Below are 22220 nucleotides of genomic sequence, written 5' to 3' on the forward strand. Positions count from 1 at the left end.
GGCCGAGCCCTCATCGCGTGGATCGGATCCGGCTTCTTGTCAGGGCCAGACCAGGCAGTACGCCTGGTGCCCCGCGTCGTGCAGCCGGTGGGAGAAGTCCTGCCACTCGTGGAGCAGCTGGTAGACGTTGAACGCGTCACGCGGTCCGCCGCGGTCGGGCACCGTGGACCAGATGAAGGCCGCCGCGCCGACCGATTCCTCACCGACGCCGCGCAGCGGGTCGACGACCGTCATGGGGAGCTTGACCACCGCGTAGTCGGGGTGCAGCACGACCAGTTCGAGCGGGGGGACCTTGTACAGGGGTATGCCCTGGATGCCGGTGAGGACCATGGCCGCCACCGTCTCCGGCTTGATCTTGCTGAACATGCCGCCCATGCCCAGCTCGTCGCCGCCCAGCTCCTCCGGGCGCATCGAAATGGGCACGCGTGCGGCGGTGGCCCCGTTGGGGGCACCGAAATACTTGTAGGTCACCCCCACCCGGCCACTGCTCCTGCTCCCGGGGCCTGCGGCGTTCCCCGCCTGCCTGCCCTGTGCGCGCTCGGCCTCGCGCCGGTGCCGCCCTCGCCGGGCAGGCTCGGGCCCCAGGTCGTCGGTCCCTTCGCCCACTCCGCCACCGCGATGCATATCTCATCCACCCGACTACTTCTTAGGAGACACAGCCCCCGCCGCGCAACCCGATCATCGTGTCAGTGACCTCCCCCACGGGCGTGCGGTGAAACACCTGTCCGCAAGACCGTCCGTGCCTCTGACACCATGGCATGTGTGAGCTTTCCCTATGACGCCTCAGTTTCGCAGACGTGAGAGGGTCGACGCCCTTTCGTGATACGGGGAGAGCGCGCTCCCTGCTCACCGGCGGCCGAGATTTCCGGCCCGGCCCTCCGACACCCGAATCGCAGATCAGGACCAAAGTGTCGTATTCATACGAAGCCCCAGTTTCGCAGTCGCTGTTCGACCGTGCGTCCGTCGTGACGCCCGGCGGCGTGAACTCTCCCGTGCGTGCCTTCCGGGCCGTGGGCGGTACGCCCCGGTTCATGGTGTCCGGCACCGGTCCGTACCTCACCGATGCCGACGGCCGCGAGTACGTCGACCTCGTGTGCTCGTGGGGGCCGATGATCCTCGGCCACTCCCACCCCGAGGTCATCGCCGCCGTCCAGGACGCGGTCGGGCGGGGCACCTCGTTCGGTACGCCCGGCGAGGGCGAGGTCGCGCTGGCCGAGGAGATCGTCTCCCGTATCGAGCCCGTCGAGCAGGTGCGCCTGGTCTCGTCCGGCACCGAGGCGACCATGTCCGCGATCCGGCTGGCCCGCGGCTTCACCGGCCGGGCCAAGGTCGTGAAGTTCGCCGGGTGCTACCACGGGCACGTCGACGCGCTGCTGGCCGCCGCCGGGTCCGGCGTCGCCACCTTCGGGCTGCCCGACACCCCCGGTGTCACGGGAGCCCAGGCCGGCGACACGATCGTGCTGCCGTACAACGACCTGGACGCCGTGCGGGCCGCGTTCGCCGCGGCGCCCGGCGAGATCGCCTGTGTGATCACCGAGGCGTCGCCCGGCAACATGGGCGTCGTCCCGCCGCTGGACGGTTTCAACGCCGGGCTCAAGGAGATCTGCGCGGCCAACGGGGCGCTCTACATCTCCGACGAGGTCATGACCGGATTCCGTACCTCGAAGGCCGGCTGGTACGGCATCGACGGTGTCCGGCCCGACCTGATGACGTTCGGCAAGGTCATGGGCGGCGGCTTCCCCGCGGCGGCCTTCGGCGGGCGCGCCGACGTGATGGCGCACCTCGCCCCGGCCGGGCCCGTCTACCAGGCGGGCACCCTCTCCGGGAACCCCGTCGCCACCGCCGCCGGGCTCGCTCAGCTGCGCCTGCTGGACGACGCGGCGTACGCGAAGATCGACGCGGTCTCCGCGGAGCTGCGGGGGCTGGTGAGCGAGGCGTTCACCAAGGAGGGCGTCGCGCACACGGTGTCGGCGGCCAGCAACATGTTCTCCGTGTTCTTCACCGATGAGCCCGTCCTCAATTACGAGGACGCGAAGAAGCAGGAAGCCTTCCGCTTCACCGCCTTCTTCCACTCGATGCTGGCCCAGGGCGTCTATCTGCCGCCGTCCGCCTTCGAGTCCTGGTTCGTCTCCACCGCCCACGACACGCAGGCCGTCGAGCGGATCGCCGCCGCCCTGCCCGCAGCTGCCCGTGCCGCATCGGAGGCCACCGCATGAGCGAGAACGGAAACCGCGAGGGCGCCGACCGCGTGGACGCCGACCGCGTGGACGCAGAGCGGGCGCAGGACATCACCGTCGTCCACCTCATGCGCCACGGCGAGGTGCACAACCCGGACGGCGTCCTCTACGGGCGGCGCCCCGGCTACCACCTCTCCGAGCTCGGCCGGAAGATGGCCGACCGGGTCGCCGAGCACCTGGAGAAGCGCGATATCACCCATGTCGTCGCCTCCCCGCTGGAGCGGGCCCAGGAGACGGCGACCCCGGTCGCCACGTCGCACGGCCTGGAACTGGCCACCGACGAACGCCTCATCGAGGCCGCCAACGTCTTCGAGGGCAAGACCTTCGGGGTCGGCGACGGGGCGCTGCGCAAGCCGGACAACTGGAAGCACTTGACGAATCCGTTCCGGCCGTCGTGGGGTGAGCCGTACATCGAGCAGGTCGTACGGATGATGGGCGCGCTGGACGCGGCGCGCGACGCCGCGCGGGGGCACGAGGCGGTCTGTGTCAGCCATCAGCTGCCGATCTGGATCGTGCGGTCCTTCGTCGAGCGGCGGAGGCTGTGGCACGACCCGCGCAAGCGGCAGTGCACGCTGGCCTCGCTGACCAGCTTCACGTACCGGGGCGACAAGATCGTGTCGGTGGGGTATTCGGAGCCGGCGCGGGATCTGGTGCCGACGCATCTCCTGGCGGGGGCCAAGCCGGTGAAGGGGAAGTCGAAGGCGTTCGGGGCGTAGGGCGGCGGGGGTAGGGGGGTCTGCCGGGGGCGCCTGTGCGGGGTGTGCCCGCGGGCGGGTGTGTCCTCAAGCGCCGGACGGGCTTGATTTTGCCTGTGCGGGTGCACCCCCGCGTGCGGGTGTGTCCTCAAGCGCCGGACGGGCTTGGTGTGGCGGACGGGCTTGATGCGCCGGGTGGGTCTGATGTGCTTGTGCGGGTGCACCCCCGTGGCGGGCTGTCCTCAATCGCCGGACGGCTTGATGGGGTGCCGGGGTGCGCCTGTGCGGGTGTGCCCGCGTGCGGGCCTGTCCTCAAGCGCCGGACGGGCCTGATGAGCCGGCGGGTCTGGTGTGCCGGGCGGGTTGATTTGCTGCGGTCTCTTCATGTGCAGGATCCGTAAGGGTCTGGTCGCGTAACGAAAAATGTGTTAATCGGGGGAACCCCCGTGTTGCTTCACCCATCTAAGCCTCTGCCAGTTTGTATGGACTTGAGGTAAAACGACCGCAGATGGGGACGGCATGCGCGAGATCAATCGAAGGGGACTGCTCGGAGCTGGACTCGGAGCCGCGGCTGCGATCGGAATCGCCGGCTGCGGCTCCTTCGACTCCTCGGACAGCAGTCGCTCCGGGCTCGACAAGGGCGACAAGGGGACCGACGGGAACGGCCGCGGCAGCGGTGCCGGGAAGAAGGACGTCCGGCTGATCGGTGACGGTTCCACCGCCGATACCGGAAAGCAGCCGAATCAGCCCTCCGCCCCGGTTCGGCTCGAACCCGGTCAGACGCCTCCGCAGTTCGTGATCTTTTCCTGGGACGGTGCGGGCGAGGTAGGCAACGGGCTCTTCCCGCGCTTTCTCGAACTGGCCAAGGAACACGACGCGGCGATGACCTTCTTCCTCTCCGGGCTGTACCTCCTGCCCGAGTCGAAGAAGTCGCTGTACCGGCCGCCGAACAACCCCCGCGGCGCCTCCGACATCGGCTATCTCACCGACGGTCACGTCAAGGAGACGCTGAAGTACGTCCGTCAGGCGTGGACCGACGGTCATGAGATCGGCACCCACTTCAACGGGCATTTCTGCGGCGGTTCCGGTTCCGTCGGCAACTGGACCCCCGCGCAATGGCACAGCGAGATCAATCAGGCGGTCTCGTTCGTCACCGAATGGCGGACCAACACCGGCTGGGACGACCTCGATCCGCTGCCTTTCGACTACCGCAAGGAACTCATCGGCGGCCGTACCCCCTGTCTGCTCGGCCAGGACAATCTGCTGCCGACGGCGAAGAAGCTGGGGTGGCGCTATGACGCGAGTTCGCCCGGCGGCCGTCAGATGTGGCCCGAGAAGCGCCTGGGTGTGTGGGATCTCCCGCTCCAGGGAATGCCGTTTCCCGGGCACTCCTTCGAGGTTCTCTCGATGGACTACAACATCCTCGCCAATCAGTCGAAGAACTCGACCAAGGGAATGCCCTCGCGCTATCCGGGCTGGCGCACCCAGGCCGCCGGTGCGTATCTCGCCGGTTTCCAGCGCGCGTACGAGAGCAATCGCGCACCCTTCTTCATCGGCAACCACTTCGAGGAGTGGAACGGCGGCATCTATATGGACGCCGTGGAAGAAGTGATCAAGAAGATCGCCGGTAAGCCGGATGTGCGCCTCGTCTCCTTCCGGCAGTTCGTCGACTGGCTCGACGCGCAAGATCCGGCGGTGCTCGCGAAGCTCCGTTCGCTGGAGGTCGGTCAGTCGCCCGCAGGCGGCTGGAACACCTTCTTTAAACAGGCCTGACAAGGGGCTTTACGGGCACCGAGGGGGGTGCGGGAGATCGCGGAAACTGCCATGCGAAACTTTTCACATGAGCTCTGGCCGCGCATCCCGACGCCGCTTCACCCTGCTCGCCGCCACGGCTGTGGCCGGTGCCCTGACCCTGTCCGCGTGTGGGGACGGCAACAAGGCCGGTGGCGGCGGAAGCACGAACTTCGTCACCGGCAGCGGGGGCATCTCCACCGTCGCCAAGGGCGACCGGACCGCCGCGCCGAAGCTCGACGGAACGAGCCTGGACGGCAAGCCGCTCGACCTCGCCGACTACAAGGGCAAGGTCATCGTCCTGAACGCCTGGGGCTCCTGGTGCGGCCCCTGCCGCCTTGAGGCCAAGCACTTCGTGAAGGTGCAGCAGGAGACCGCGGACCAGGGTGTCCAGTTCATCGGGATCAACGTCCGGGACCCCCAGAAGGACCTGGCGGTGAACTTCGAGAAGGACTTCGGCGTCACGTATCCGAGCTTCCACGACCCGACCGGAAAGCTCATCCTCCGCTTCCCCAAGGGCACCCTGAACCTCCAGGCCATCCCCTCGACGGTCGTCATCGACCGCGACGGCAAGATCGCCGCCCGCACGCTCCAGGCCCTGAACGCGGAGAAGCTGCGCAAGATGCTCGACCCGCTGATCGCGGAGAAGTGATCCGGTGATCACGCTCGCCGCGTACAACGAGACCGTCCTCAGCGGGGCCCTGCTGGTGGCGCTGCCGCTCGCCCTCCTCGCGGGTCTGATCTCCTTCTTCTCGCCCTGTGTCCTGCCCCTGGTCCCCGGCTACCTCAGTTACGTCACCGGGATCAGCGGCACCGACCTGGCCGAGGCCCGGCGCGGCCGGGTCGTCGCGGGCGCTTCCCTGTTCGTGCTCGGGTTCACCGCCGTGTTCGTGTCCAGCGGGGCGCTCTTCGGCTACTTCGGCCAGGAGCTCCAGGAACACTCCGACGTACTCAACAAGGTCCTCGGCGCCCTGATGATCCTCATGGGGATCTTCTTCATGGGGCTGTTGCCCGGGGTGACGCAGCGCGAGTTCCGCATTCACAAGCGGCCGGCCGCCGGGCTGGCCGGCGCACCGCTGCTGGGTGCCCTGTTCGGGATCGGCTGGGCGCCCTGCATCGGCCCGACGCTCGCCTCCGTGCTGACCCTCTCGGTCAACCAGGGCACCGCCGGGCGCGGGGCGCTACTGACCGTCGCGTACTGTCTCGGACTTGGCGTCCCGTTTGTCCTGGCGGCCGTCGCCTTCCGTAAGGCACTCGGCGCGTTCGGCTGGATAAAGCGCCACTACGCATGGGTCATGCGGATCGGTGGCGGCATGATGATCGTGACCGGAATCCTTCTGCTGACGGGCGTCTGGGCGACGCTCATCCAGGAGATGCAGGTCTGGTCCAACGGCTTCACTGTGGGGATCTGAGTTCATGAGCAAGACGAACACCACGGACGAGCGCGAGCAGGAGCGTGAGCTCGGCGCCGCCGGGGAACAGCTCTCCACCGCGCCGCGCGAGGAGCGCCCCGAGCGCGAGTCCGGCGGGACCGTGCCCGCCATGGGTGTCATCGGCTGGGCGCGCTGGTTCTGGCGCCAGCTCACCTCGATGCGGGTCGCGCTGATCCTGCTGTTCCTGCTGTCGCTCGGCGCCATCCCCGGCTCGCTGATCCCGCAGAACAGCGTGGACGAACTGAAGGTGCAGACCTTCAAGGAAGCCCACACCACCGTCACGCCGATCTACGAGAAGCTCCAGTTCTTCGACGTCTACAGCTCCGTGTGGTTCTCCGCGATCTACATACTGCTGTTCATCTCGCTGATCGGCTGCATCGTGCCGCGCACCGGCCAGTTCGTCGGCCAGCTGCGCAGCCGTCCGCCGGGCGCGCCGAAGCGGCTGACCCGGCTGCCCGCGTACACGACGTGGCGCACCGAGGCCGACCCCGAGCAGGTCCGCGAGGCGGCCCTCGCCACGCTGCGTCGGCGGCGCTTCCGCTCGCACGCGGTGGGTGACGCGGTCGCCGCCGAGAAGGGCTATCTGCGCGAGGCCGGGAACCTGATGTTCCATGTGTCGCTCATCGTGATGCTGGTGGCCTTCGGCGCGGGTCAGCTCTTCAAGTCCGAGGGCGGCAAGCTGGTCGTCGAGGGTGACGGTTTCTCCAACACGCTCACCCAGTACGACGACTTCAAGTCGGGCTCGCTGTACGACACCGACTCGCTCGTCCCGTTCAGCTTCACGCTCGACAACTTCGTCGGTACGTACGCGAAGAGCGGCCCGCAGCGCGGTACGCCCCGGACGTACGAGGCCCGTGTGACGTACTCCGAGGGTGCGGACGGCAAGCCGAAGAAGTCCGTCATCAGGGTCAACGAGCCGCTGGTCGTCGGCCACACCAAGGTCTATCTCAACGCGCACGGCTACGCCCCGGTCATCACCGTCAGGGACGGCAGGGGCAAGGTCGTCTCGCGGGGTGCCGTGCCGCTGCTGCCGATCGACAACAACGTCACCTCGACCGGCGCGATCAAGGTGATGGACGGCTACCGCGACAAGAACGGCAAGAAGACCCAGCTGGGTTTCCAGGCATTCTTCGTCCCGACGTTCGCGGGCGACGGCATGGGCACGATGTTCTCCCAGTTCCCCGCCGCCGACTACCCGGTGCTGGCCCTGAACGGTTACCACGGGTCCCTCGGCGTCGACTCCGGGCTGCCGCAGAACGTGTACCAGCTCGACAAGAAGGACATGAAGGAGTTCAAGAACGCCGAGGGCAAGCAGCTCAAGGAGCGGCTGCGCCCCGGCGAGTCGATGAAGCTGCCCGACGGCGGCGGTTCGATCACCTTCGAGAGCGTCGAGGAGTGGGCGAGCTTCCAGATCTCGCAGCAGCCGGGCACCGGCTGGGCACTCACCGGGGCCATCGCGGCCATCGCCGGACTCGCCGGGTCGCTGTTCATCCAGCGCCGCCGGGTGTGGGTGCGGGCGGTACGCGGAGCGGACGGTGTCACGGTCGTGGAGATGGCGGGCCTGGGCCGCAGCGAGTCCGCGAAGCTTCCCGAGGAGCTGGCCGATCTCGTGGCCGACCTCAGCGCGGTGGCGCCCGTCGCGCCCGCCGCGACCGACGCTCCGGCGCCCGACACTCCGGCGACCGGCGACCCTGACGCGTCCAACGCCCCCGACGCGACTGACGATTCCGCTGTCGCGACCGGCGATCCCGCCGCGCCGCATGACCCCGCTGTCGCGAGTGGCCCCGGGGCCGATCCCGTACAACCTGCCGAAAAGCCTGCCGAAGGGGCTGAGAAGTGAATCTCGCCGCCGCAACCAACGAGAATCTGGCGCACACCAGCAATGTGCTGATCTATTCGTCGATGGCCGTCTACACCCTGGCCTTCTTCGCGCACATCGCGGAGTGGGTCTTCGGCAGCCGCAGCAAGGTCGGCCGTACCGCCGCCGCGCTGGCCGGGACCGGTGCCAAGACGGCCGACTCCACGGTGAAGGTGCAGGTCGCCGGGAAGAACGGCGCGACCGCCGTGCTGGAACGCCCCGCGATCGTCACCCGTTCCGCGGCCGGGACCCGGGACGTCCCCGACGGCCCCGGCGCGGCCGGCGGCACGTTCAAGGGCGACATGTGGGGGCGGATCGCGATCTCCCTCACCGTCCTCGGCTTCCTGGTCGAGGCGGGCGGTGTCATCGCCCGCGCGATGTCGGTGGAGCGGGCCCCCTGGGCCAACATGTACGAGTTCTCCATCACCTTCTCCACGGTGGCGGTCGGCGCGTACCTGGTGTTCCTCCTGCTGAAGAAGAACGTCCGCTGGATCGGTCTGCCGCTGGTCACCACGGTTCTGCTGGACCTCGGCATCGCGACCACCACGCTCTACACCGACAGTGACCAGCTGGTGCCCGCGCTGCACTCGTACTGGCTGTGGATCCACGTCTCCACCGCCATCATCTGCGGCGCCGTCTTCTACCTGGGCGCGGTCGGCACGGTGCTCTACCTGTTCCGTGACGGCTACGAGAACCGGATCGCGAGCGGCGGTACGCCGGGGAAGTTCGCCACCTCGGTCATGGAGCGGCTGCCCTCCGCGTCGTCCCTGGACAAGTTCGCGTACCGGATCAACGCCGCCGTCTTCCCGCTGTGGACGTTCACGATCATCGCGGGCGCGATCTGGGCGGGCGACGCGTGGGGCCGCTACTGGGGCTGGGACCCCAAGGAGGTCTGGTCCTTCATCACCTGGGTCGCGTACGCCTGCTATCTGCACGCCCGCGCCACCGCCGGGTGGAAGGGCCGCAAGGCCGCCTACCTGGCGCTCGTCGCGTTCGGCTGCTGGCTGTTCAACTACTACGGCGTGAACATCTTCGTCACCGGCAAGCACTCCTACGCCGGAGTCTGAGACACAGCGGTACGCGAAACGGCTGCCCGCCCCCCGTGCACAGCAGGGGGCGGGCAGCCGTCTTTCACGAGGGGAGCGGCGCGGGCAGCCGTTTCCCGTAGGGGCTGTTCACGCCGACAGCGGGGTGTCCAGGACCGCCTTGCGGTGGCTGAACGTCTCCAGGGAGTACCGGCCGTGGTACCGGCCCATGCCGCTCTCGCCGACTCCGCCGAACGGCAGGTCGGAGACGGTCAGATGGGCCAGCGGCAGCCCGAGGCCGACGCCGCCCGAGGAGGTCTCGGCCAGCAGCCGGTCCCGTACGGCGGGTGATCCGGTGAAGGCGTACAGGGCGAGCGGCTTGTCCCGGTCGTTGATGAACGCGATCGCCTCGTCGAGGCCGTCGACCGTCACGATGGGCAGGATGGGCCCGAAGATCTCCTCGCGCATGACGGGAGCGTCCGGCGCGACGTCCGCGAGGACGGTCGGGGCGATGTACTTGGTGTCCCGGTCGTGGGCCCCGCCCGTCACCGTCCGCCCGGACCCCAGGAGCGCGGCCAGCCGGTCGAAGTGGCGTTCGTTCACGATCCGTCCGTACTCCGGGTGCGCCGAGGCGTCCGGCCCGTACAGCTCCCCGACGGCGGCGGCGAGCGCGTCCGCGAGGGCGGGGGCGGTCTCCGGGCCGGTCAGGACGTAGTCGGGGGCGACGCAGGTCTGGCCCGCGTTGAGGAACTTGCCCGCGGCGAGGCGGGCGGCGACCGTGCCCAGGTCCGTGTCCCCGTCCACGTACACCGGTGACTTGCCGCCCAGTTCCAGGGTGACCGGGGTGAGGTGCTCGGCGGCGGCGGCCATCACGATGCGGCCGACCGTGCCGTTGCCGGTGTAGAAGATGTGGTCGAAGCGCTGCTCCAGCAGTGCGGTGGTCTCCGGCACCGCGCCCTCGACGACGGCGACCTCGTCCGGGTCCAGGTAGCGCGGCAGCAGCCGGGCGACGGCGGCGGAGGTCGCGGGCGCCAGTTCGCTGGGCTTGGCCACCACGCAGTTCCCCGCCGCCAGCGCGCCGACGACCGGCGCGAGCAGCAGCTGCACCGGGTAGTTCCACGGCGCGATGACGAGGACGACGCCGAGCGGGTCCAGCACGGTGTGGGCGGTGGCCCCGGTGGGGGCGAGATGCGCGGGTACGGGGGCGGGCTCGGGCCGCAGCCAGTCGGCCAGGTGCTCCAGGGTGTGGTCGATCTCCCGGATCGTGAAGTCGATCTCGGTGCGGTACGCCTCCTTGCGGCTCTTGCCCAGGTCGGCGCGGAGCGCGTCGGCGAGTTCGTCGCCGTGCTCGGTGAGCAGCGAGCGCAGGCGCAGCAGCCGGTCGGTGCGCCGGTGGAGGTCCCTGGTGCGGCCCGTGCGGAAGGTGGCGCGGAGGCGGGCGACGATGTCGGCGGGGGTCTCGGGCGCGGCCGGCCGGTCGGTGGGGGAGGTCTGCATGGGGGTGTACTCCTTACGGAACACGGGGTGAGCGCGAAGCGAAGAACGGGGCGAGCGCAAAACTTGATATGCTCAAGCAATACATTCCATGTAACTGCCAAAAATTGAGCATGTCAAATAAATGAGTGCGGGTTACCGATCGAAGGATGACCGAGCCATGCCCCAGGAACCGGCCCACCGTGCCGTCCCCACCCCGGACGAACTGCTGGAACCCCTGGCCGTCGTCGTCCGCGGCCACCACGACGATCTCACCGCCGTCGCCGCCCGCCACGGCCTCAGCACCTCACAGGCGCGCGCCCTCATCGCGCTGAACGAGCCCCTGCCGATGAGCGCGCTCGCCGCGCACCTGGTCTGCGACGCGTCCAACGCCACCGGTCTGATCGGCCGCATGGAGACCCGCGGCCTGGTGACCCGCACCCCGTCCCCCGAGGACCGCCGCTCGAAGGTCGCCGCCCGCACCCCGGAGGGCACCGAGCTGGCCCACCGCATCCGCGCCGAGATGCGCGTCGTGCACGGCGCCCTGGAGGCGCTCACCCCCGAGGAGCGCACCGCGCTGCTGCCCCTGCTCAACCGGCTGGGGCACCTGCTGTACCGGTGACGGACACCTGAAGGCGTACCGGTGACGGACACCCGAAGGCGTACCGGTGACGGGCCGAAGGTCAGGAGGAAGCCGGCGGAGTGGGGTCCTCCGGGCCCGCGCTGCCCTCGCGGCGCTTGATCTCCTCCTCGCGGCGGCGCAGATCCGCCTCCCAGTCCTTGAGGAGCGACTCGTCCTTCTTGTCGTCGTGCTTCTTGGTGTCGTCCTTCAGCGCCTTCAGGAACTCCGGATTGTCGTCCGGTGCCACCCACTGGGTGCGGTGCTTGCGGTGCCACTCGGAGGGTGTACGGCCTCCGGCGGGCACCTGGCGGATCTTGCCCGCGGCGAACCAGACGATCGGGCCGACGACCCAGAACAGCAGGATGATGAAGACCCAGGCCACCTTCGGCAGGTGCTTGGCCTCGTCCTCCGGCGTGTTCAGACAGTCGATGAACGCGTAGATCGTCAGCGCCAGCGGCAGCAGGTAGATCAAGGCCCTGAGCATGGTGAGGCGTCCCCCTGGAGGCGGCGGCGGGATGTATGACCCCGGTGACGCGGCCAGGCTACCGGCTGCGGGTGGACTTCCCGGGTCCGGAGTCGGGGGAGCCCCGGCGGGCGGCCGGGGCGGGGATGACAAACTGGACGGCATGGCTTACGACGATCTTCGCTCCCTGCTCCGGGCTCTTGAGCGTGAGGGCGATCTCAAGCGCATCAAGGCCGAGGTCGACCCGCACCTGGAGGTCGGCGAGATCGTCGACCGGGTGAACAAGGCGGGCGGGCCCGCCCTGCTCTTCGAGAACGTCAAGGGCGCTTCCATGCCCCTGGCCATGAACGTCTTCGGGACGGACCGGCGGCTGCTCAAGGCGCTCGGACTGACGGCGTACTCCGACATCAGCGACAAGATCGGCGGGCTGCTCAAGCCGGAACTGCCGCAGGGCTTCGTCGGGGTGCGGGAAGCCTTCGGGAAGCTCGGCTCGATGGTGCACGTGCCGCCGAAGAAGGTGAAGGGCGACAGCGCCCCGGTCCAGGAGGTCGTCCTCACCGGGGACGACGTGGACCTGGACCAGCTGCCCGCGCTCTTCACCTGGCCCGAGGACGGCGGCTCCTTCTTCAACCTGGGCCTCACGCACACCAAGCACCCGGAGACCGGCGTACGGAATCTGGGGCTGTACCGGCTCCAGCGCCACGACAAGCGCACCATCGGCATGCACTGGCAGATCCACAAGGACAGCCGCAACCACTACCAGGTGGCCGCCAAGCGCGGCGAGCGGCTGCCGGTCGCCATCGCCTTCGGCGCACCGCCCGCGGTGACGTACGCCTCGACCGCACCGCTGCCCGGGGACATCGACGAGTACCTCTTCGCCGGGTTCATCCAGGGCAAGCGGATCGAGATGGTCGACTGCAAGACCGTGCCGCTCCAGGTCCCCGCCCAGGCGGAGGTCGTCATCGAAGGGTGGCTGGAGCCGGGCGAGATGCTGCCGGAGGGGCCCTTCGGCGACCACACCGGCTTCTACACCCCGCAGGAACCGTTCCCCGCGCTGACCATCGACTGCGTGACCATGCGCAAGCGTCCGCTGCTCCAGTCGATCGTGGTGGGACGGCCGCCGACCGAGGACGGTCCGCTGGGGCGGGCCACCGAGCGGTTCTTCCTGCCGCTGCTCAAGATCATCGTGCCGGACATCGTGGACTACCACCTGCCGGAGTCGGGCGGCTTCCACAACTGCGCGATCGTCTCGATCGACAAGAAGTACCCCAAGCACGCCCAGAAGGTGATGAGTGCCGTCTGGGGCGCGCACATGATGTCGCTGACCAAGCTGGTCGTCGTCGTGGACGCCGACTGCGACGTCCACGATCTGCACGAGGTCGCGTGGCGGGCGCTGGGCAACACCGACTACGCCCGTGACCTGACCGTCGTAGAAGGGCCGGTCGACCACCTCGACCACGCCTCCTATCAGCAGTTCTGGGGCGGCAAGGCGGGCATCGACGCGACGCGGAAGTGGCCCGAGGAGGGGTACACGCGGGACGGGGGCTGGCCGGAGATGGTCGAGTCCGACCCGGAGACGGCGGCGAAGGTCGACCGCCGCTGGAAGGAATACGGACTGTGAGTGCCGCCGAAGCATCGCTGGGATCCGGCTCGGCGGAGCCGAGCAGCAAGGTCAAGGCGTTCCTGCGGCTCGTGATGATCGAGCACTCGGTCTTCGCGCTGCCCTTCGCGTACATCGCCGCGCTGACCGCGATGTTCCAGCTGGACGAGAACATCCACTGGGGCACGCTGCTGCTCGTCACCCTCGCGATGGTCGGGCTGCGCACGTTCGCGATGGCCGCCAACCGGATCATCGACCGGGAGATCGACGCCCGCAATCCGCGTACGGCGGGCCGGGAGCTGGTAACCGGCGCGGTGTCGGTGAAGTCGGCGTGGACGGGGGCGCTGGCCGCCCTGGTGGTCTTCCTCGGTGCGGCGGCCCTGCTGAACCCGCTGTGTCTGGTGCTCGCGCCGCTCGCGGTCGTGCCGATGGTGGTCTACCCGTACGGCAAGCGGTTCACGAACTACCCGCACGCGATCCTGGGCCTCGCGCAGGCCATCGGACCGGTCGGTGCCTGGCTCGCCGTGACCGGCAGCTGGTCGTGGGACGCGGTGATCCTGGGGCTCGCCGTCGGTATCTGGATCGGCGGGTTCGATCTGATCTTCGCCTGCCAGGACGTGCGGGCGGACCGGGCCCACGGGGTGCTGTCGGTGCCCGCCTGCTTCGGGATTCCGGCCGCGCTGTGGGGCGCGCGGGTCTGCCATGTGATCACGACCGGGATGCTGGTCTGGTTCGGGCTGGCCACGGGCGCGGAGTACTTCTACTGGATCGGGATGGCGGTCGTCGCCGTGGCGTTCGTGTACGAGCACCGGGTGGTGCGGCCGCACGATCTGTCCCGGCTGAACCGTGCCTTCTTCTCCGTCAACGGCTTCATCGGGATCGCCCTCTTCGCGTGCGCGCTGCTCGACCTGCTGATGCGCGGCCTCACGCCGTGACAGCGGCGGATGTGCGACCGGGCGTGCGGCGGGGCGTGAGCGTGGGTCGCCTCACGCCGTGACGGCACCGGGCGTGCGGCGGGGGCGGCGGAAGGCGAAGGCCGCGCCGACCCCGCCGATCAGGCCGAAGAGGTGGCCCTGCCAGCTGATGCCGGAGTCGGTGGGGAGCACGCCCCAGAGCAGGGAGCCGTAGACCGCGGCGATGACGACGCCGACCACGATGTCGAGCGGTCTGCGGTCCACGAAGCCGCGGACCAGCAGATAGCCGAAGAGGCCGAAGACGACGCCGGACGCACCGAGGGTCACGGTGTCCGGTGGCGCGGTCAGCCAGACGCCGAGGCCGCTGACCAGGATGACCGTGAGGACCACGGCGGCGAATCTTCGGATGCCCGCCAGTGCCGCGATGAAGCCGAGGACCAGCAGCGGGACGCTGTTGGAGGCGACATGGTCCCAGCCGCCGTGCAGGAACGCGGACGGCACGATGTCCCGCAGCTCGGCCGGTTCGCGCGGGGTGACGCCGTAGGTGTCGAGGGCGTGTCCGGTCGCCGTGTCGATGCCTTCGAGGATCCACAGCAGGGCGACCCAGCCCACCATGAGCACACCGGCCGTCCTGGCCCGTGCGCCGGTGCTGGTCGTGGTGGTGGCGGTCGTACGGAAATCGTTCATGGCTGGCCCCTGCCCCCGGCGTGCCCGTCATCCTGTGGAACGTCCGTGGCCTCCGCCCGGTTCCGGGCCGTGTACACGGACGTGTTCCGAGTGCGCTGTATACGGACGTGTTCCGAGTGCGGTGTACGCAGACGTGCCGGATAGGCTCGCGGGTGTGGAATCCGGGACTTCAGTGACTCAGCGGCAGCGGCGGCCTTGGATTGTCGGGGTGTCCGGGGCCTCAGGGACTCCGTTCGCGGCTGCCGTCCTGCGCGGGCTGCTGGCGGCCGGCGAGAGCGTGGATCTGGTGGTGAGCCGTGCCTCGCGGCTGACGCTGCTGGACGAGACCGGGATCGCCTTCCGCGACGCGCACTGGCGACAGGACCTGCGGACGTGGCTGGCGCGGGGGGCGGACGGGAAGCCGGACACCTTCGCGGTGGGCGGGGCCGAGCTGGACCGGGTGCGGCACTGGGCCGCCGGTGATCTGGCGGCCGGGCCGTCCTCGGGGTCGTACCCGGCGCGGGGGATGCTGATCGTTCCGGCCTCGACCGCCTGTGTGGCCGGGGTGGCGCTCGGGCTGTCGAAGGACCTGTTGCAGCGGGCCGCGAGCGTGACGCTCAAGGAGCGGCGCCCGCTCGTCGTCGCGGTGCGCGAGACGCCGCTGAGCGGTCGGACGCTGAAACAGATGGTGGCCCTGGACGAGGCGGGCGCCGTGGTGCTGCCCGCCTCTCCGGCGTTCTACGCGGGGGCGACGCACATCCAGGATCTGGTGGACTTCGTCGCCGGGCGGGTGCTGGACGCGGCAGGGGTGCCGCATCAGCTGTACCGCCGCTGGGAGGGAGAGCTCGGTGGTGGCTCTCGCGGCTCGGAGGGCTGAGCGCGGGGCCGGGTCGGCCCGGTGGGATCAGCGCTTCTTCGGGCCACGCGGGTTGCGCGTCTTGTCGACGCGGTGCGCGGCGGCGGGCTGGTGGGCACGCGAGCGGTTGGCCAGGTCCTGCAGCTCGCGCATCCGGGCGTAGGCCATCTCGATCGTGTACACGGTGACTTCACTCCTGAAGATTCGAAAGTATTTCTGGGATGTTCTGAAAGATTTGCAGGGTTCGAACCCTGCATGCCTTAGATTCTACACGTAAACTCGCGGTACTGCTGAACAATGGAAGGTTTCAGTCATATGGACGCGGTGGACAGGCAGCTCATCCAGGCCCTCAGGGAGAACGGCAGGGCCTCGTATGCCGAGCTGGGACGGCTCGTCGGGCTCTCCGGGCCCAGCGTCACCGACCGCATCAACCGGCTGGAAACCGCCGGGGTCATCATCGGGTACCGCGCCACCGTCGACTCCGCCTCGCTGGGCCTCGGCGTCACCGCGCTGATCGGCATCTCCCTCTCGGACGCGGCCGACCACGAGGACGTCGCGCGTCGGCTGAAGGACCTCGCGGAGATCGAGGACTGCTGGTTCATCGCGGGCGACGACTCGTACATGCTCAAGGTGCGGGTCGGCGACGTGGACGGCCTGGAGAAGACGATCCGCAGGCTGAGCGGTACGAAGGGCGTCTCCCGGACCCGTACCACGATCGTGCTCTCCACCAAGTGGGAGAACCGGGTCGGGGAACTCCCGGAGGAGTCGTAGGCGTACGGTGGACGAAGTCTGTTACGGAGAGATATGGGAGGCGCCCTAGTGGACGCGGGACTCAAGCGCGAGCTGGAGGAGAAGGTCCGGGCCGGCGAGCGGCTGACCCGCGAGGACGGGATCGCCCTCTACGAGTCCGACGACCTGGCGTGGCTCGGCGGGCTGGCTCATGAGGTGCGCACGCGCAAGAACGGCGACGTTGTGCACTTCAACGTCAACCGTCACCTCAACATGACGAACGTGTGCACCGCGTCGTGCGCGTACTGCTCGTTCCAGCGCAAGCCGGGCGAGAAGGACGCGTACACGATGCGCATCGAGGAGGCCGTCCGCCTCGCCAAGGCGATGGAGAACGAGAACCTCACCGAGCTGCACATCGTCAACGGGCTGCACCCCACCCTCCCGTGGCGCTACTACCCGCGCTCGCTCAGCGCGCTGAAGGAAGCCCTGCCGAACGTGGGGCTCAAGGCGTTCACGGCGACGGAGATCCACCACTTCGAGACGATCTCCGGCCTCACCGCCTCCGAGATCCTCGACGAGCTCATCGAAGCCGGTCTGGAATCGCTGACCGGCGGCGGCGCGGAGATCTTCGACTGGGAGGTCCGCCAGCACATCGTCGACCACAACACCCACTGGGAAGACTGGTCGCGCATCCACCGTCTCGCGCACGAGAAGGGTCTCAAGACCCCGGCGACGATGCTGTACGGGCACATCGAGGAGCCCCGTCACCGCGTCGACCACGTGCTGCGGCTGCGGGAGATGCAGGACGAGACCGGCGGCTTCCAGGTCTTCATCCCGCTGCGCTACCAGCACGACTTCGTGGACATGAAGGACGGCAAGGTCCGCAACAGGCTCCAGGCGCGTACGACGATGGCGACCGGTGCCGAGGCGCTGAAGACCTTCGCGGTCTCCCGACTGCTGTTCGACAACGTCCCCCACGTCAAGGTGTTCTGGGTGATGCACGGCGTGCAGACCGCCCAGCTCGCGCTCCAGCACGGCGCGGACGACATGGACGGGTCGGTCGTCGAGTACAAGATCACGCACGACGCGGACAACTACGGCACACCGAACAAGCTCGGCCGCGAGGACCTGCTGGACCTGATCCGTGACGCGGGCTTCCGGCCCGTCGAGCGGAACACCCGGTACGAGATCCTCCGCGAGTACCCGGGCCCGGACGCCGGACGGCGCGAGGAGCCGCAGCCGATGCGCGTCTGACGCCGCGCCGCGCCGCACGTCGCACGTCGCGTCTCGCAGTGTGTCGCGACTCGTTGTACGAAAGCCCTGGCCGCCGTTCCGGCCGGGGCTTTCTCGCGTTTCGGACGGGGGTTGAGGGTGAAGAGGTGTAATGGTTACTCTCACCCTATGGCGCTTACATTCAAGCTGGACCCCGCGTTCGACCGGTCCCTGCGCGACGGCATCACCGAGCTGTGGGCCGATGTCACCGACGCGGGCGGCGCCGTCGGCTTCGTACCGCCCGCCGACGCCGAGGAGATCCGGCCGGAGCTGCTCAAGCACCTGGTCTCGATCGTCGAGGGCCGCACCCGGCTGCTCGTCGGCTACGACGAGGACGGCACCGTCGCCGCCACCGCCTTCCTCGCCCTCAACTCCCACCGTTTGATGACCCACTGGATCTGGCTCTACACGGTCATGGTCCACCCCCGTCACCAGGGCCGGGGGCACGGCCGCGAGCTGATGGCCGCGGCGGCCGACGCGGCCCGCGGGCTCGCCGGAGTCGAGGCCATCCGCCTCACCTGCCGGGGCGGCACCGGGGCCGACCGCTTCTACGCCTCCTGCGGCTACAAGGAGGTGGGCCGGGTGCCGGGCGCGATCCGGGTGACCGACGGGGACGACCGCGACGACGTCATCATGCTGCTCCCGCTCCACGGACAGCCTTCCGCGCCGATCCCGCTGCCCTGCTGACCGCTGCCCCGCCGCTCTGCTGTCCTGCGTGCCCCGCCCGCCCCGCTGTCCTGGCGCCCTATTGCCCGGCAACCCTGTGAACCACGTGAATTCGGGGCATGCTTCACTGGTCGGGCAGGAAATGCATCGTGAGATACGTCGAGCGTACGTAGAGAGAGGGTCAGCCGTGTCCGCTGCCAAGCCGAGCGCAACGATCCGGTACACGGCGTTGCGCGTGTTGATCTTCGTCGGCTGTTTCTTCGTCGCCGGCGTGGCCGTCCACTTCGGTCTGCTGCCCGCAGGGCTCGCGGGGTCCAACTTCGTGTGGGTCATCCTGCTCGGCCTGCTTCTCTCCGCGCCGCTCAGCTATGTGCTGCTGCGCAAGCAGCGTGACGAGATGTCCGCGCAGCTCATCACCACGGTCGACCGGACCAAGGCCCGCCTCGAAGCGAACCGGACCCGTGAGGACGCCGTCCAGTAGTCGCTGCCGAGCCGACGGCCCCGCGCCGACGAGCTGTTCAGCAGTCGACCGACCGGGGCGGCGGCGCTCATGCCCATGTAAGCGCTGCGTAAGCTTCCTCACACGTGCGCCCGCGCACACCGAACCCCAGACCGGAGCAGACCGCTCCAGTACTGGGGTTTTTCGGCTCTCCGGGCACTCCGGGCCTGGCCGGGCCGCATTCTCTGACCAAAGAAGGGCTTTGAGGTTCTCAAAGTTCAAGTGTTAACGTACTCGACATGAAGACAGCAGTGCGCCCCCGTCATGCCGCGAGCATCCCGCTCGTGGCGCGCCTGCATGTCGATCTCTGCCGCTGTATGTCCGCGGTCTGTTGCCGCAACGTCTGAACCGGCATCATGCAGCGGCGCCGCCCCTCGACGCGGGCGCCGCACCCCGTCCCCGTTCGACCGCACGACCGTACGTCTGTCCTCGTACGTCCCCGCTGCGTCCATCAGGAGTGTGTCCGTGTCCGCGAATCCCGCGTCCGCCGCCCCCGAGACCGGTAAGCCCTCCGGCTCCGGTTTCCGCATACCGAAGGTCCCGTTCTGGGCCCAGATCGTCGCCGGTCTGGTGCTGGGTGTCCTGCTCGGCTGGCTCGCCCGCAGCCAGGACATCAGCTGGCTCTACACCACGCTCGACAAGGTCGGCCACATCTTCGTCCAGCTGCTGAAGCTGGCCGTCGCGCCCCTCGTCTTCTTCGCGATCCTGGTGTCGATCACCAACCTGCGCAAGGTCAACAACGCCGCCAGGCTGGCCACCCGCACCCTGCTCTGGTTCATGATCACCTCGCTGATCGCGGTCGCCATCGGCCTCGCGATCGGCCTGATCACCAACCCGGGCTCCGGCACCGGCCTCACCCCGAAGGACGGCAAGCTCCCCGAGGGCAAGGGCTCCTGGCTCGACTTCCTGACCGGCATCATCCCGGACAACGTGATCACGCCGTTCACCGAGCTGAACGTCCTTCAGATCGTCTTCATGGCCGCCGTCGCCGGTATCGCCGCGCTCCAGCTCGGCGAGAAGGCCAAGCCGATCCTCGTCCTCAGCGAGTCGATCCTGGAGCTGCTCCAGAAGGCCCTGTGGTGGGTCATCCGCCTCGCCCCGATCGGCACCATCGGCCTCATCGGCTACGCGATCGCCGACTACGGCTGGGACCTGATCGGCAAGTACGCGACGTTCACCGCCGACGTCTACATCGGCTGCGCCCTGGTGATGTTCGGCGTCTACCCGCTGCTGCTCGCCACCGTCGCCAAGGTCAGCCCGCTCCAGTTCTTCAAGGGCGCCTGGCCCGCGATCCAGCTCGCCTTCGTCTCCCGCTCCTCGGTCGGCACGATGCCGGTCACCCAGAAGGTCACCGAGCGCCTCGGTGTGCCGAAGGAGTACGCGTCGTTCGCCGTGCCGTTCGGCGCGACCACGAAGATGGACGGCTGCGCCGCGATCTACCCGGCGCTGGCGGCGATCTTCATCGCGCAGATCTTCGACGTGCAGCTGGGCATCGGTGACTACCTGCTGATCGCCTTCGTCTCGGTGATCGGTTCGGCGGCCACCGCCGGTCTCACCGGTGCGACGGTCATGCTGACCCTCACCCTGTCGACGCTCGGCCTCCCGCTGGAGGGTGTCGGCCTGCTGATGGCCATCGACCCGATCCTGGACATGATGCGCACCGCCACGAACGTGGCCGGCCAGGCGCTGGTCCCGGTGATCGTGTCGGCCCGCGAGAAGATCCTCGATCACGACGCGTACAACTCGGCCTCCTCGTCCCCGGTCGACGAGATCGACACGCTCGACGTCCAGGACGCGGCGCCGAAGGCGAAGGTCCCGGTCACCGCTTAGCGCCTTCGCCGCGCAGCCCCTTGAGCGCGCGGCGACGACGCCCGTACGACGGAGCGCCCCCGGTCCTCAACGGTCCCGGGGGCGCTCCGCTGTTGTCAGGGGTTGTGGAAGACGACCTCGGGGTTGGCCGGGGTCGGGCCGTTCAGCAGGGGACGGTTCCGGTCGCGCAGGTGGCGGTCGAAGAAGGCGGTCACGTAGCCCCGGGTTATCTGCGTCGAACGGGTCGCGGAGATCGTCACCGTCGGGTCCTCCAGGCCGAGCTGTTCGGTGAGCTCGGGGGTGTCGGTGAACGTGAAGTGCCCGGAGCCCGCCACGGTCAGCCAGCGCTTCCAGCCGTCCAGCCGGGCCCAGTCCTCCTTCCAGCTCGTGTCGGCGCTGTCCGGGGAGTGGCTGTCGGCGGTGCCGAGCATCATGAAGGGCCGGCCGCCGAGACCCGAATCGGGAACTCGCCCGTAGAACGCCCCGTCCATGTTGATCCCGGCGTCCACCCGGCGGTCACCGGCCATCGTGGAGACCGCCGCGCTGCCCCCGATGGAGTGGCCCGCCGTGCCGACCCGGTGCGGGTCGATCATGTCCGCGTACCGCCAGGCCCGCGTGTGCGAACCGTCGCGCCGCTCTCCGGTCAGCCGGTCCAGTACGAAGGAGAGGTCGGTGCCCCGTCCGGCCGAGACGGCGGCCAGGATCTTCTTCATGGCCTCCAGGTCCGGAGCCTCCTTCACCCGTTCGCACGCGACGCAGGTGAGCACCCGTCCGTCGGGGAGGGAGATGCCGGTCGACTCGTAGGCGTGGTCGACGGTCGCCACGACATAGCCGCGGCTCGCCAGTTCCTCGGCCAGGCCGGTCAGCGTCGCGCGGGGCGTGCCGAAGCCGGGGGAGAGCATCACCAGCGGGAACCTGCCGCGGGCCGGACGGGCGTTGTCGCGGGCGTGGGTGCGGGTGGCGCCGAGCACGGCGGGCGGGATGACCTTGTCCAGGTCCTGCTGGACCAGGAAGAGCCTGGCCTCCTCCGTCGTCATGTACGGGGCCGGGGTGCCGCCGCCGTGCCGCCGGGCCGGGTAGTTCACCGACACCATCAGCTCGCGGGAGTCCGCTTCGGGCACCCAGGGGTCCCGGCGGGAGTGGTCGGCCAGGAGGAACGTGTCACGGCCGGTCGCGTAGGTGCCGGTCGGGCGGGGAAGCGTCGGGGGCGTGACGGCGGTGCTCTGCGTGCCGCCGATGCTGTTCGTGTCGGTGTCGCCGGGGGAGGTCACGGTGGTGGTCGTGGTGGCGGTCGCCGTTGCTGACCGGGCTGTTGCCGCGGTGGCGGGTGCGGCGAGGGTCGCGGCGGTCGCTAAGGCCACGACCATGACTGCGGTACGGCTGCGAAGGCTGGTCTTCATGCGGGGAACGGTAGGGGGAAGGGCGGCTGTCCACATCATGCGCCGGTGGGAGCCCGTGTCAGACCTCGGGTGTACGGGTTCCCGGAATGTCCCCGGCCGCTGCTGCGGAGGGACTAGGGCCGCCGGGCCCCGTCGGCCCGCCGGGCCCCGGCGTGCCCCGGCGGATTCCAATCCGCGCGACGGGGCGGGGCGGGGCCGCGCCGTACTCTTAC

General features: G+C 69.2%; 22 protein-coding genes. 16 read left to right on the forward strand and 6 right to left on the reverse strand.

Features of this window, described 5'->3' with window-relative positions:
- Nucleotides 1-39: 39 nt before the first annotated feature.
- Nucleotides 40-624 (reverse strand): hypothetical protein, encoded by a 585-nt coding sequence (locus OG413_RS13945; protein ID WP_266805570.1) that lies wholly within the window; start codon nucleotides 622-624, stop codon nucleotides 40-42.
- Nucleotides 625-908: 284 nt separating this feature from the next.
- Between OG413_RS13945 and hemL the strand changes: the two genes are divergently transcribed.
- The 7 genes from hemL to ccsB all read left to right on the forward strand — a co-directional run bounded on the left by hemL (nucleotide 909) and on the right by ccsB (nucleotide 9081).
- Complete coding sequence (gene hemL, locus OG413_RS13950) at nucleotides 909-2216, forward strand: glutamate-1-semialdehyde 2,1-aminomutase (RefSeq protein WP_266805571.1); 1308 nt, start codon at nucleotides 909-911, stop codon at nucleotides 2214-2216.
- A gap of 89 nt (nucleotides 2217-2305) precedes the next feature.
- On the forward strand, nucleotides 2306-2953 hold the full coding sequence (locus tag OG413_RS13955; protein ID WP_266810135.1) for a histidine phosphatase family protein: 648 nt from the start codon (nucleotides 2306-2308) through the stop codon (nucleotides 2951-2953).
- A 498-nt stretch (nucleotides 2954-3451) separates the two neighbouring features.
- Complete coding sequence (locus OG413_RS13960; RefSeq protein WP_266805573.1) at nucleotides 3452-4705, forward strand: hypothetical protein; 1254 nt, start codon at nucleotides 3452-3454, stop codon at nucleotides 4703-4705.
- Between the two features lie 67 nt (nucleotides 4706-4772).
- Nucleotides 4773-5375: a TlpA disulfide reductase family protein gene (locus OG413_RS13965; protein ID WP_266805574.1), complete on the forward strand. Its 603-nt coding sequence runs from the start codon at nucleotides 4773-4775 to the stop codon at nucleotides 5373-5375.
- Between the two features lie 4 nt (nucleotides 5376-5379).
- Nucleotides 5380-6135 carry a cytochrome c biogenesis CcdA family protein gene (locus OG413_RS13970; RefSeq protein WP_266805576.1) on the forward strand — a complete coding sequence of 252 codons (756 nt, stop codon included), beginning with the start codon at nucleotides 5380-5382 and terminating at the stop codon, nucleotides 6133-6135.
- A 4-nt stretch (nucleotides 6136-6139) separates the two neighbouring features.
- A complete protein-coding gene (locus OG413_RS13975; RefSeq protein ID WP_266805578.1) occupies nucleotides 6140-7996 on the forward strand; it encodes a cytochrome c biogenesis protein ResB in 1857 nt (618 codons plus the stop codon).
- Nucleotides 7993-9081 (forward strand): c-type cytochrome biogenesis protein CcsB, encoded by a 1089-nt coding sequence (ccsB, locus tag OG413_RS13980; protein ID WP_266805580.1) that lies wholly within the window; start codon nucleotides 7993-7995, stop codon nucleotides 9079-9081. Before OG413_RS13975 ends, ccsB begins: the two co-directional genes overlap by 4 nt.
- Before the next feature lie 108 nt (nucleotides 9082-9189).
- Here the strand turns inward: ccsB and OG413_RS13985 are convergent, their stop codons facing one another.
- Nucleotides 9190-10536, reverse strand: coding sequence for an aldehyde dehydrogenase family protein (locus OG413_RS13985; protein ID WP_266805581.1), 1347 nt, complete (start codon nucleotides 10534-10536; stop codon nucleotides 9190-9192).
- A gap of 157 nt (nucleotides 10537-10693) precedes the next feature.
- Between OG413_RS13985 and OG413_RS13990 the strand changes: the two genes are divergently transcribed.
- A complete protein-coding gene (locus OG413_RS13990) occupies nucleotides 10694-11134 on the forward strand; it encodes a MarR family winged helix-turn-helix transcriptional regulator (RefSeq protein ID WP_266805583.1) in 441 nt (146 codons plus the stop codon).
- A gap of 61 nt (nucleotides 11135-11195) precedes the next feature.
- Here OG413_RS13990 and OG413_RS13995 read toward each other — a convergent pair whose 3' ends face one another.
- Nucleotides 11196-11618, reverse strand: coding sequence for a PLD nuclease N-terminal domain-containing protein (locus tag OG413_RS13995; protein ID WP_266805584.1), 423 nt, complete (start codon nucleotides 11616-11618; stop codon nucleotides 11196-11198).
- A 142-nt stretch (nucleotides 11619-11760) separates the two neighbouring features.
- Between OG413_RS13995 and OG413_RS14000 the strand changes: the two genes are divergently transcribed.
- The gene (locus OG413_RS14000) at nucleotides 11761-13218 is read left to right on the forward strand and encodes a menaquinone biosynthesis decarboxylase (protein ID WP_266805585.1); all 1458 of its coding nucleotides are present in this window, start codon (nucleotides 11761-11763) and stop codon (nucleotides 13216-13218) included.
- Nucleotides 13215-14132, forward strand: coding sequence for a menaquinone biosynthesis prenyltransferase MqnP (mqnP, locus tag OG413_RS14005; RefSeq protein WP_266805586.1), 918 nt, complete (start codon nucleotides 13215-13217; stop codon nucleotides 14130-14132). The genes OG413_RS14000 and mqnP overlap by 4 nt, the downstream gene beginning before the upstream one ends.
- A 51-nt stretch (nucleotides 14133-14183) precedes the next feature.
- Here mqnP and OG413_RS14010 read toward each other — a convergent pair whose 3' ends face one another.
- Entirely contained in the window at nucleotides 14184-14798 is a 615-nt protein-coding gene (locus OG413_RS14010) for a rhomboid family intramembrane serine protease (RefSeq protein ID WP_266805587.1), read from the reverse strand.
- A gap of 172 nt (nucleotides 14799-14970) precedes the next feature.
- Between OG413_RS14010 and OG413_RS14015 the strand changes: the two genes are divergently transcribed.
- On the forward strand, nucleotides 14971-15654 hold the full coding sequence (locus OG413_RS14015) for a UbiX family flavin prenyltransferase (RefSeq protein ID WP_266805589.1): 684 nt from the start codon (nucleotides 14971-14973) through the stop codon (nucleotides 15652-15654).
- A gap of 27 nt (nucleotides 15655-15681) precedes the next feature.
- Here the strand turns inward: OG413_RS14015 and OG413_RS14020 are convergent, their stop codons facing one another.
- Nucleotides 15682-15816 (reverse strand): hypothetical protein, encoded by a 135-nt coding sequence (locus OG413_RS14020; RefSeq protein ID WP_266805591.1) that lies wholly within the window; start codon nucleotides 15814-15816, stop codon nucleotides 15682-15684.
- A 132-nt stretch (nucleotides 15817-15948) separates the two neighbouring features.
- On the opposite strand from OG413_RS14020, the gene OG413_RS14025 reads away from it, so the two are divergent.
- From OG413_RS14025 to OG413_RS14045, 5 genes are all read left to right on the forward strand, one after another.
- On the forward strand, nucleotides 15949-16404 hold the full coding sequence (locus OG413_RS14025; protein ID WP_266805593.1) for an Lrp/AsnC family transcriptional regulator: 456 nt from the start codon (nucleotides 15949-15951) through the stop codon (nucleotides 16402-16404).
- Nucleotides 16405-16452: 48 nt separating this feature from the next.
- Nucleotides 16453-17616: an aminofutalosine synthase MqnE gene (gene mqnE / locus OG413_RS14030; protein WP_266810137.1), complete on the forward strand. Its 1164-nt coding sequence runs from the start codon at nucleotides 16453-16455 to the stop codon at nucleotides 17614-17616.
- Nucleotides 17617-17763: 147 nt separating this feature from the next.
- Nucleotides 17764-18321 (forward strand): GNAT family N-acetyltransferase, encoded by a 558-nt coding sequence (locus tag OG413_RS14035; protein WP_266805594.1) that lies wholly within the window; start codon nucleotides 17764-17766, stop codon nucleotides 18319-18321.
- Between the two features lie 166 nt (nucleotides 18322-18487).
- Nucleotides 18488-18781 (forward strand): DUF4229 domain-containing protein, encoded by a 294-nt coding sequence (locus OG413_RS14040; protein ID WP_266805596.1) that lies wholly within the window; start codon nucleotides 18488-18490, stop codon nucleotides 18779-18781.
- A 483-nt stretch (nucleotides 18782-19264) separates the two neighbouring features.
- Entirely contained in the window at nucleotides 19265-20629 is a 1365-nt protein-coding gene (locus OG413_RS14045) for a dicarboxylate/amino acid:cation symporter (protein WP_266805598.1), read from the forward strand.
- Between the two features lie 95 nt (nucleotides 20630-20724).
- On the opposite strand, the gene OG413_RS14050 is transcribed toward OG413_RS14045, so the two are convergent.
- Nucleotides 20725-22008 (reverse strand): alpha/beta hydrolase, encoded by a 1284-nt coding sequence (locus OG413_RS14050; protein WP_266805599.1) that lies wholly within the window; start codon nucleotides 22006-22008, stop codon nucleotides 20725-20727.
- Between the last annotated feature and the right edge of the window lie 212 nt (nucleotides 22009-22220).

This window comes from Streptomyces sp. NBC_01433 (assembly GCF_026340105.1).
Taxonomy (GTDB): domain Bacteria; phylum Actinomycetota; class Actinomycetes; order Streptomycetales; family Streptomycetaceae; genus Streptomyces.